This is a genomic window from Streptomyces sp. NPDC059816 (genome assembly GCF_042732055.1).
Lineage (GTDB): Bacteria > Actinomycetota > Actinomycetes > Streptomycetales > Streptomycetaceae > Streptomyces.
Window position 1 is genome coordinate 57521 of sequence record NZ_JBHWIQ010000026.1, and the last position, 9978, is coordinate 67498.

Below are 9978 nucleotides of genomic sequence, written 5' to 3' on the forward strand. Positions count from 1 at the left end.
GTCGAGCCAGATCCTCAGCGTGGACGAACTCCTCCGAGCCCCCGACGGCGACCTGGGCCAGCACTATCCGCACGGACAGGGCTTGGGACACGGCGGGTTGGAGCGCATCCACGGCAGGGTCCGCCGGATGGAAGGAGCCCGACCCGGGCTGAGCGGGCTGAGCGGGTCGGCTACCCGCGACGGTAGGCGCCGACCCGTGTGTCCCCTCCTCGATCGAGACGCCATGACCGCACCGGAGATCAGTGAGAGCGCCGGGCGCCTGGCCGACGCCGTGCTGGCACGACCACAGGCGGACGCCTCCCCGTACGGCGGCCTCTCCTCGATGGGGAAGTCCGGCCGAGCGTATCCGGACGGGTACCCAACGAGCCGTGCTTGGCTACTGCTGAGTCACTGGAAGCTGCTGCAGACCTCGCTTGTGGCACGACGACCACCAGCGGAGCTCGTCGGGTTGTTCTGCGAGTGTCAGGCCGGGGCAGTGTCGCGCGAGCGTGGTGATGGCTATCTCCGCTTCAAGGCGTGCGAGGGGAGCGCCGAGGCAGTAGTGGGCCCCGTGGCCGAAGCTGAGGTGGGCCGGATTCCGCTGCGGGTTGAAGTCGTCCGGTGAGTCGAACTGTGCTTCATCCCGGTTCGCGGAGATCAGGGCCACCCAGACCCGCCCTCCGGCAGGTATCGAGACGCCGCCGATCGTGAGGTCCTCCAGGGCGAATCGCCTGACTGCCAGCGGGAAAGGGGGATTCCAGCGCAGGGTCTCCTCTATGACAAGGCGGGGGGCCAGTTCTCCGAGACCCAGAGCCTTCCAGTGTTCGCGCTGCGACAGCAGTCCGAGAATTGCGTTGCCGATCAGGTGGACGGCGTTGTCGTAGCCGGCGAACAGGAGCAGGAAGCTCAGTGATACGAGTTCGGCTTCTGTGAGCCGGTCGTGCTCGTGGTGGGAGGCGAGCAGGTCAGACAGTAGATCGTCGGTGGGGTGGAGCCGCTTGTGCGCCAGGATGTCGAGTAGGAAGCGGTGCATCTCCTGCATGGCTGTCCGCGACACAGTAGCTGCTCCAGGGCGTGGAGACATGAGGGAACTTGTCCAGGCTCGAAAGTCTCGTCTGTCCTTGACCGGGATGCCGAGGAGGTCGCAGATCACCTTCATGGGAAGCGGCTCGGCCAACGCGGACATGAGGTCGAACTCCGGCCCCTGGCAGGCGTCGAGGAGCTCGTCCACGTGCCGTTGAACTCGCGGACGCAGACTCTCGATCCGACGTGGCGTGAAGGCCTTCGAGACCAGGCGACGGAGCCGTGTGTGGTCGGGGGCATCCATGTTGAGCAGGTGGGCGTCGAGCTCCGGCGGCATGGAAGACTGATATGTGCCGTGCGTAAGAGCGTTGGCCTTGTTCAGCGACAGCCGCTGATCCGCCAGCGCGTCACGGGCCTCCGCGTAACGGGTGATTACCCACACCGGCTCACCGTCTGGGGTCAACCCCTGGTGCACCGCCCGTGCCCTGCGCAGCATTCGGAAGCCTTCATGCGGGCGTGACAGCAGGCTGTCACTGAACAGGCCGGCAGTGTTCATGCCGCGACCGGATCAGTCGAGCGACCATCGGAGCCTGACCGGAACTCCTTGACGATGGGGGAGGAGAGATATGCCGATGCAACCCGCATGAGCCAGGCCTGCTCAGCTTCGATGTCCCCGTCGGCCGGGTCGTGCGGTGATTCGGAGGCTACCTCTGGAGTTGTTCGACCGGAGGCCAGGTCGTGCAGAGAGGCAGCGATCTGAGCCGCCTCCACGACAGCCTGCTCGTCCTCGGTGCTGAGCCCTGCCGCCTGGGCCTGGGCGCGGGCCTCAGCTGCGACCTGCGGCTGGTAGTAGGGGAGCAGGAGCAGTTGTCCGTCCCGGATCTCGGTGATCTGGCGGCTTACCAGCAGCTTGAGGTCGTGGGAGGTGTGCTCGACCTCGGGATCGGCGTGGGGGCGCAGGGCCAAGCGCCCGTCGCGGACTTCGATGACCAGGCGACCAAAGAGGTGCGGCAGCCTGCGCAGGCTCCAGTGCGTCGTCCGCGGGGCCGGCGGTTTGATGAGCACCGAGTGCGGAAACGCTTCTGCGACAGCGCTCCAGAGCGGGTGGAGGGTGCGGTAGGCCTTGGCGTCGGCCAGGAACTGGCGTGCTCGGTCCAGGGCGACGCCCCAGGCAGGCATCGTGAATCCGACAGCGAACAGCCCTGCTGCGACGCTGGCGGACATGGGGGCCATGTAGCTGTTGAGCGCGTCGGAAATGCGTGAGTCCCACAGCATGGAGATCATCTTCGGCACGGCGTAGCCGAGGCCGAACCCCGCTCCCACCGCGACGACGCGCAGACCGCGGCGGAGCCAGGGCTTGTCAACGGCCTTGGCGTATTGCCAGCACAGGCGCAGCAGGCCCGACATGCTGACAGCGAAGAGAAGTGCGTACACGAGTAGGAACTCGGCGATGTACGGCGTGCGGGCATAGTAGGCGTCGAAGTCGACGGGGTGCTCAGCGTCGCTGACATCGCCCTGCAGGAACAGAACGATCATCGCGATGACTGAGAGCACGGCATAGCCGACTAGGAGTCGGTGACGCAGGCGCACCTTTGACTGAGCTGAGGACCAGCTGACGAGCAGGGCCACGAACGAGGTAAGGCAGGTCGCTACGGACAGGTAGACCGGGAGGGTCATGAGGTTCGGGTAGCCGAACCAGGTGTCGAGCCGGACGTAGAGCCACGGCGCCGCCAGGACGAAGGGGGTGGCGAAGGTGGCGATGGCCAAGCAAAGGAGCAGCAGCTCAGGGTTGCGCCAGCCTTTGCGTAGATCCTTGGCCTTGTAGAAGAAGGCGCTCCACGTGACGACTGCCAAGATGCCGTAGACGATGTTGTGGAGCACTTACATCCTTCCGACGTTGCGCTCCAGAGAGCGCTCCAGATGGCTCACCAGGTTGGCCTCGGCAGGGGAGAGGCTTCGCTGGCGGGTTGACTGATCGGCGACCTTGCGGGCGTGGATGGGCAAGAGCGAGGCCACCATCTCTGCTGCCCTCTCCTCCTCGCTCGTGTAGATCGTGCGCCCCAGGACGGTGCGTACGAGGGCTGGGTTGAGGTTGGGCATTAGGAGCTGGGCGACCTCGTCCTGGTGAGCGGGGGTCGAGGTGTGGCCGAGGAGCATGTGGCCGCCTTCGTGCCGGACGATGTGGGCACGGTGGGCCTTGCTGGTGTTCTTCTGGTACAGGATGTAGTCGATGTCGTCAGTGGCGATCCAAAGGCCGCACGGAGTGCCAGGCCGAGCAGGCATGGCCATCGGCACCAGAGAGATCTCGCGTTGCCGGATCCGCTCGAGCGCGTCGCACATCGCGTTTGCGTCGTACGGCGCAGGGATCTCGACTTGTTCGACCACCTCACCGCAGTAACGCAGAAGTGCCTTGTCGTCCATCCCCGCTCCCCCCGGATGCGTAGCCGGCCACTGCCAGCGAACAAACTCCATAAGCGGCGTCCCCGTTGTCTTCGGGCTGCGGCGGCCCATGCCGTCAGCGCGTCGGGAGCGCGGGGCAGGAGCCTATACGAGCCTTAATGGCTGAAAATGAGCAGGCAGCTTGAGAGCGGCCCAGCTCACCATCGCGCTACATCCGTTGCCGTCGTCCGGCCTGATGCTGGAGGTGCTCGATCATAGGAACGAGCGCCTGGCACGCTTCCTCGGGCAGGTTCGCCAGGTTACGCATCGCGATCTCGCGAGCCCCGAAGTGCCTGAGTGCGTCGAGGACCTTCAAGTCCTCCTCGGACACCCTGCTGACGTTCGCATCCTCGAAGTAGGCCTCGGGCATCATGAAGAACTTCGCGAGGGCCGCAAGGAGGTCGCGCGAAGGAGTGGCCGTGCCCTGGCCGCTCCGAAGCGCTTCGATCTCGGACGACGTGACGGGGCAGCCTTCCTTCGTCAGGGCGGCGGCCACCTCTTCCTCGCTGTAAGGCCCCCTGCCCTTGGGGACGACCGATGTGAAAAGGCGATCGAGGTGCCGAGCTACGTGCTCCGCCGACACCGATACCTCGGAAGGTCGTTCGGGGGGGTCAGTATCGGCTCCTGAAGCCTTGAGGCCGGGCTGGTCGAGCGCTTCCGCTGTCGGCTCGTCGGTCTCCCCCAGGAGATAGCTCTGCCGCACCTTGAAGACCAAGGCCAGGGCCTTCACCGTGTTGATGCCGGGGTTGGTCACGGAGCCGGAGGCAATGTTCAGGACGGTCTGATGACTGACCCCCTTGCCGTCTGCCGCCAACTGTCTGCTACGCCGGGAGATCTCGTCGTAGCTCGAAGGGCCAGTGCCGTGAGGGTGCCGAGTCTCGATCAGCCAAGTGAGCCGCTCAGCGATCGTCCCGCGGCTGGTGGGTGCTTCACCCATCTCGTTGAATCACTACTCCTAGCCAGGGACAGCAGCCGTTGTGTCCCACGCGAATCTACTTGGTTTGACATTGGATCATCAATGCCTTCCGGGGTCTAACCTACTTGACAAGGTCGGGCTGGGTCCGCATAGGGTCAAACTCGCCCCATCCAATGGACTTGATGCGGCGCCCCCGCACGGGCGGGAGGCGCCTCTAGCCCAGCGAGGACCGAAGGACGCGATACAGGTGGTACGCAGCTCCCAAAGCGGCTGGAGCGACCGGCCGAGCCCGCAGGCTCAAGGTCGCTCTGGAACTGCACGGGAGGGCCGGAGCATGGTGGCCGCGGCAGCAGCCCCGGAACCCGCCGGCGAGCGTGACCGTTGTGCCTTCGTCCGCCTTGCAGTTGCGGCCGCAGCACTGTGGCCCGAGGACAAAGGGAACCGGCCCAGGAGCGAGTGCCGACACGGTCCAGCGGCCGTCCACGCCCGTCGGAGACCTAGGGATCTCCGACCGACGCACGGTTGCCCTGAGGACCCCGGTGCGCAACGGCCCACGAACGGCCATGTGGATGGAGCAGCTGCCAACACCGGCGCCTGACGCACACGGTGCCCCAAGTCGCCACGCTGCCGTAAAGCGGCACCAGTACAGGGGGAAGCAAGAATGTCTTCGAGTTCGGTTCTCGCCAAAGGTCAATCTCCGCGTGCGGCATCGGCAGTACGCGTTCCCGTGATGCGTTCCGCCACCAGTCGGTGCACACCCCGCGGCTCCGATGACCGCCGGGAGGGACACCAGGACCTGCCGCTGGCTCCGGGCCTGACTGCATTCCTGGTGAACGCCCGTGACGCGCGCGGCATGGGCCAGGAGGAGACCGCGCTCGAACTGGGCATGAGTGACCGCCAGTACAGGGTCTGGGAGAGTGCTCGCCAGGCGATTCCGCGAACGCGCCTGGAAGATCTCGCCCGAGCTCTCCACCTCGATGAGGTCGGCCGTCGTCAGCTCTACCGCCTGACCGGGCATCTGGTCCCTCTGCCGGGCGCACTCTCGGGCAATGCACGCCTTCTGGAACTTACCGAACGCTGGGCCAACGTCCACATCCACCGGCAGAGCGACCCGGCCTGCCTCACCGACGGCGCCTGGAATGTAGTGGCCGCGAACGACGCCTACTTACGGACCTTCGAGGCCGTCTCACCGCACGCGCTCAACCACCCGACAGTGAACACGCTGAGGTGGACACTCTTCCACCCGGACGCTCCGCACATGCTGGGCGACTGGCGAGAATCCTGGATGCTCCCGTCTCTCTCGCAGTTTGCCCTGGCCTTCCAGAACAATCAGGCAAACCCTCAGCTCCGGCGCATCCGCGAGGAGATCGCGCGTCACCCGGCTCTCGAGGACGCATATCTGCACAGGGTCCCCGGCCTGCTCGCGCAGCCGACGGAGTATCCCGACGACGAGGACGGGGTCGTCCGGGAGATCCTCGTAGGCGCAGAGGGCTACGCCTCCGTCCTGCTCACGACGGCGATCCCCTCGCATGCTCGCGACCACGGATTCCGAGCCGTCACCATGTCGGTCATCGCGCGCGGTGCTGCGGCCGCGGACGAGCCCTATGGGCCGACGGCAGCGCGCCAACACTCCCACCATGGTTGGTGACTAGAGCGGACGCTTCGGCTGGGAGCGCCCGGGAACTCTTGCGAGCCGTTCTATCTGCTCAGTCGGAGGGGACCCACCGGTAGTACAGGTCTGGGTCATCAGCTCCGCCAGCGAGGACGTAGCCCTCGATCTGCCCGTTGCCTCGGTGGACCTGGATGTGCGCAGGTACGGCCTCCGCCGGCCACGTATTGACCTGGCCATCCAGTGGTCCACCGTGATAGCGCAGCTCCGGATCCGGCGCCACGACGCGGTTAGCGCGCACGATGGCATCCAGTGCCGAGGCGTCCAGGGAGAAGTCCACATCAAGTCCTTCGGTTGAGGCCCACGCGTCGCACCTCGGGACCCAGTTCCTCAGGCGACCGGCGCGAGCTGAGAAGACGAGCGAACGGGTCGCAACGCGTTCTCAGAACGTCGGCTGACTCGAGCGGCCGTACGCAGTACCTCGTAGGAGAAGCGGGTCTTCTCGGAGAACATTCGCGGGTGCTGGCCGAGCAGGGCCAGCGCCCCTTCGACATGGCCTGCCCGCCCATACACCGGTGCGGCGATCATCGACCAGCCTGGCAGCGGGGACCGGGTGAAGCACGTCCCCAGTTCCTGGATTTCGCGGAACCGGCTGCTGACGGTCTCGTTTTCGCTGTGCGCACTGATCACCAGCCCGGCGGCGTCCGCTGACAGGGGGGACAGCTCGAGCGCTGCGCTGTCCTCGGACGTGAGGGCCTCTACGAAGTCGTAGCGCCGGCCGTACACCGTGTCTACCCACAGGCGGCGTGCCAGTGGAACCGTGACGAACAGCGTCACGACCTGCGCAGTTTGACGTTGCAGCTGGGTCAGATCGGGATCGGCTCCCTGAGAGGCAACCTGCGGCAGCCGGAGCCCGCGGAGCGCCCCACTGTGCGGAGTGATGCTGTACAGGCCCTGGCCCCGGAGCTCGATCTGCCCTTCCTCAACTCCGCAGGCGAGAATGCGCTGAACTGTGGACCGGGGAAGGCCGGACTTAGACGTGATCCGGCGCAACTCGTGTGCTCCGGGACCCAACTCCTCCAGAGCCGTCAGGACTCGGAACACCTTGGCGTGCGCCGAGGCACCCGTCGCACGATCGACCGCTTCCTTCACTGTCAGCCTCCCCGAGAAAGCGGCCACCGGCATATGCGAGCAGCTCGCTGTATGCCCTCCATCGTTGTCGCATATCGACCGCGGATCTAGGAGAAATGGGCACCGGAGGTCAGACTTCCGGACACGTACAGTAGCCGCCCGGTCCAGATAACACGGTCCATCACGGCACCAGTTGAAGGAGTACGCACGTCAACTGGCAGTCGGGGGTCCGGCACGGATACGGAGCGCGACGAACGTGCGCTGACCCGCCTCCAAGATTCGCCGCAGAAGTTACCGCCAGGCGGTCAACCTCACTCCAGCTTCCCGTCAGAAGGGATGCGAGGAGCAGCCAAGCACTCCTTCACGCATTGCACGGGCCCGGTGGACGGGATACGTCTCCCACTCTTCCCGCTCTGGGACCTCATTAACTCTCGGCGTCGGCCATCTCACTCAACCACCCCACTGCGTGCGCCCCACTACGTGCCGAGGCGTGTGCAGCCTCTCCTCGCCCGCGCACCGTCCCGCCCGGCGAGAAACAGAGAAGGTCGCTGCTCGCCAGGCGGGAAGCCAGAACGAAATGCAGCGCACACGGTTGCCTGCAGCTCAGGCACTGAAGACGGTGAGTCCGCCCAGCCCCACCGGGGGCGGCTGAACTCAGGAGGCAAACCTGTATGAGCGCCGGCCGATGGTCCCACACCTCAGCTTTCGGAGATACCCCCGCTCTCAAGCGCGCGGCCGCCACCAAGGCGGCCGCCGAGAGCTCCCCACCGCCCCCGACCACTACAACCGCCGGGCCCGTACGTCAGGGACTGCAAGAGGCCCGCGAGCGCGAGACCGGCTGACCCGGATTGCCGACCCACCCACCTCGGCTGCAGCCGTTCCCGTCCACAGAAAGGGACGAGCGTGCGCCCGTCCCGGCCGTACGCCTCACACCATGCGCGAACTCCACCGAACAAACCTGCTCCGCGCCACGGACGCGCTCGGCACTGCCATAGCCCAATACGCACTGCCTCTGATCGTTCTCGCCATCACCGGCAGTGTCAGTCACTCCGGCGTCGCATTCATCGCCGAGTGGCTGCCGCGCATCGCGATCCTTCCCATAGCTGGCGCCCTGGTCGACCGCATCGGTGGAAGGATCATCCTCCTCTTCGCCTCACTGCTCCGGGCCGTTCTCACCCTGGCCGCTATGGGACTCATCCTGCTTTACCCGCAGCAGTGGTGGACCGTGATCATCTTTGGGGCAGTAGGAGGAGTCCTCGCCGAGTTCTCCTTCCTCTCCTGTGAGGTCATCGGCGCCCAGGTGCAGTCAGGCCACAACGTCCACCGCGTCCAGGCTCGCCAGATGCAGATCGACCAGGCGGCCCTGCTCATCGGCCCCCTGTGCGCCGCTGCCCTTGTCGCCCAGCATCCAGTCGCCGCTCTCGGGGTAGTCGCCCTCCTCTCCCTGGCCACCGCGGGGGGAGCGCCCCGGCTCACTACCGGACGCCCCCAGTGCAATGGCGGAGAGCCCCCGAAGAGTCCGCTGAAGTCCATGGCCGTGGGATGGCGCATGTTGCACACCCCCGTCATCGCCTGGATCGCCGTGGTCATGGGCGCCGTTCAAGTCCTGGTAGCCCTGCTTCTCGCGGTCGCGCCAGGGATCGCCCTTCACCAGTACCAAAAGGCCGAGACCGACCTGGGAGCCATGTGGACCGCGGCAGCGGTAGTGACCCTCCTGGCCACCTCGGTCACCCGCCGGAGCATCGACCGCTGGGGAATGGCACCGCTGCTCATCACCAGTGGCATCCTGCTCGCCGCAGCCTCCGCCATGGCAGGCACCGTCGGGACCTTCGCCGCCTTCGCGCTCGCAGCGACGGCCATCGTGGCGGGGGAGTGCGCAGCCAACGTCGTCCTGCGCACCATGCGAACGCTGGTCATCCCGGCTCACGCTCTGGGCGCCACCGTCAGCGTGCTCTGGGTCATAGGCCTGATCCCCTACCCACTGGCCGGGCTGGTCGTTGCCGTCGTCCCGCTGTCTGCGCTCCCCGCCGTCCTCGCGGTCAGCGGCATCACCATGGGTCTGGCCATTGTGCTCGGTGCCCGGCAACTGGGCCGGCATTGGCAGCAGCATCCTGCCCAAGCCGGACAGACAGACCCGAAGAAGCTCTCGGCCCCTGTCCCGGCACTTGTACAGGACTCAGAACGGGCCCGCGCCGCCGAACCTGTGTGACCCGCCTCGTCACCCGCGCAGTCGCTTCCCGCCTGGCGACCCGCTCAGAAGAAAAAGAAGCGCTCTTCCCGCCCCACGGGCAGCGCCCGGGAAACAGATGACGAACCCTGCCACTCTCACATCACCACCCCGCCCGGAGGAGCCACAGCCGTGACCAACTACGCATCTGAAGCCCAGGCCTACTGGCGCCGATGGCTCCCGCGCGCACACGCCACCCTCACAGCCCCCGACGCGTTCTACCAGCAACTCGGCGATGACGTACAGGACCGCGTCGCCACCGTCTGGGACACCCTCACCGAGATCCACGTCACCCCTGACATCACCGACCACACCAAGCGAGCAGGTCTGCTCCAACTCCTGCGGCGGGAAGCCGAACACACCGTGATGCAGGCCCTGGTCCAACTGCCGCCCGAAGCCGACACGGCTCAGCCCCACACCGAACCCGCCGCACATCAGGCACGGCTGACCTCATTCGATACCCGCCTCGCCCAGCAGCAGGCAACCATCCACGCCCTCCTCGACGGCGCCCGCACACTCGGCGAGACCAGCGACACCGAGCTCCTCCAAGCGCTCCAGCTCATGCCGGAACTCCTCGCCGCGCTCGGGACCTCCCTGGACGAACTCCGCGCCTTCGGCCGCGCCCTCTGACGATTCCCTGGAAAGGAGCGAAGC

General features: G+C 66.4%; 9 protein-coding genes. 3 read left to right on the forward strand and 6 right to left on the reverse strand.

The window, feature by feature from the left end:
- Positions 1–376: 376 nt before the first annotated feature.
- The 4 genes from ACFV88_RS28650 to ACFV88_RS28665 form a co-directional block, all read right to left on the reverse strand.
- Positions 377–1558, reverse strand: a complete 1182-nt coding sequence (locus ACFV88_RS28650) for a cytochrome P450 (RefSeq protein ID WP_385494846.1) — start codon at positions 1556–1558, stop codon at positions 377–379.
- Positions 1555–2883 carry an MAB_1171c family putative transporter gene (locus ACFV88_RS28655; RefSeq protein ID WP_385494847.1) on the reverse strand — a complete coding sequence of 443 codons (1329 nt, stop codon included), beginning with the start codon at positions 2881–2883 and terminating at the stop codon, positions 1555–1557. The genes ACFV88_RS28650 and ACFV88_RS28655 overlap by 4 nt, the downstream gene beginning before the upstream one ends.
- Positions 2884–3423: a toxin gene (locus ACFV88_RS28660; protein WP_385494848.1), complete on the reverse strand. Its 540-nt coding sequence runs from the start codon at positions 3421–3423 to the stop codon at positions 2884–2886.
- A gap of 187 nt (positions 3424–3610) precedes the next feature.
- Entirely contained in the window at positions 3611–4378 is a 768-nt protein-coding gene (locus ACFV88_RS28665; protein WP_385494849.1) for a hypothetical protein, read from the reverse strand.
- 709 nt (positions 4379–5087) lie between these two features.
- Between ACFV88_RS28665 and ACFV88_RS28670 the strand changes: the two genes are divergently transcribed.
- Entirely contained in the window at positions 5088–6005 is a 918-nt protein-coding gene (locus ACFV88_RS28670) for a helix-turn-helix domain-containing protein (protein WP_385494850.1), read from the forward strand.
- A gap of 58 nt (positions 6006–6063) precedes the next feature.
- Here the strand turns inward: ACFV88_RS28670 and ACFV88_RS28675 are convergent, their stop codons facing one another.
- Together ACFV88_RS28675 and ACFV88_RS28680 are read right to left on the reverse strand one after the other, a co-directional pair.
- The gene (locus ACFV88_RS28675) at positions 6064–6306 is read right to left on the reverse strand and encodes a hypothetical protein (RefSeq protein WP_385494851.1); all 243 of its coding nucleotides are present in this window, start codon (positions 6304–6306) and stop codon (positions 6064–6066) included.
- A gap of 50 nt (positions 6307–6356) precedes the next feature.
- Complete coding sequence (locus ACFV88_RS28680) at positions 6357–7145, reverse strand: helix-turn-helix domain-containing protein (protein WP_385494853.1); 789 nt, start codon at positions 7143–7145, stop codon at positions 6357–6359.
- Between the two features lie 886 nt (positions 7146–8031).
- Between ACFV88_RS28680 and ACFV88_RS28685 the strand changes: the two genes are divergently transcribed.
- Both ACFV88_RS28685 and ACFV88_RS28690 read left to right on the forward strand, forming a co-directional pair.
- The gene (locus tag ACFV88_RS28685) at positions 8032–9306 is read left to right on the forward strand and encodes an MFS transporter (protein ID WP_385494854.1); all 1275 of its coding nucleotides are present in this window, start codon (positions 8032–8034) and stop codon (positions 9304–9306) included.
- Between the two features lie 150 nt (positions 9307–9456).
- Entirely contained in the window at positions 9457–9954 is a 498-nt protein-coding gene (locus ACFV88_RS28690) for a hypothetical protein (protein ID WP_385494855.1), read from the forward strand.
- Positions 9955–9978: the final 24 nt, after the last annotated feature.

What these genes read in the sequence shown, in the direction of transcription:
- ACFV88_RS28650 (WP_385494846.1), bottom strand. Translation starts at nt 1,558, where the DNA reads ATGAACACTGCCGGCCTGTTCAGTGACAGCCTGCTGTCACGCCCGCAT.
- ACFV88_RS28660 (WP_385494848.1), bottom strand. Translation starts at nt 3,423, where the DNA reads ATGGACGACAAGGCACTTCTGCGTTACTGCGGTGAGGTGGTCGAACAA.
- ACFV88_RS28665 (WP_385494849.1), bottom strand. Translation starts at nt 4,378, where the DNA reads ATGGGTGAAGCACCCACCAGCCGCGGGACGATCGCTGAGCGGCTCACT.
- ACFV88_RS28670 (WP_385494850.1), top strand. Translation starts at nt 5,088, where the DNA reads ATGCGTTCCGCCACCAGTCGGTGCACACCCCGCGGCTCCGATGACCGC.
- ACFV88_RS28685 (WP_385494854.1), top strand. Translation starts at nt 8,032, where the DNA reads ATGCGCGAACTCCACCGAACAAACCTGCTCCGCGCCACGGACGCGCTC.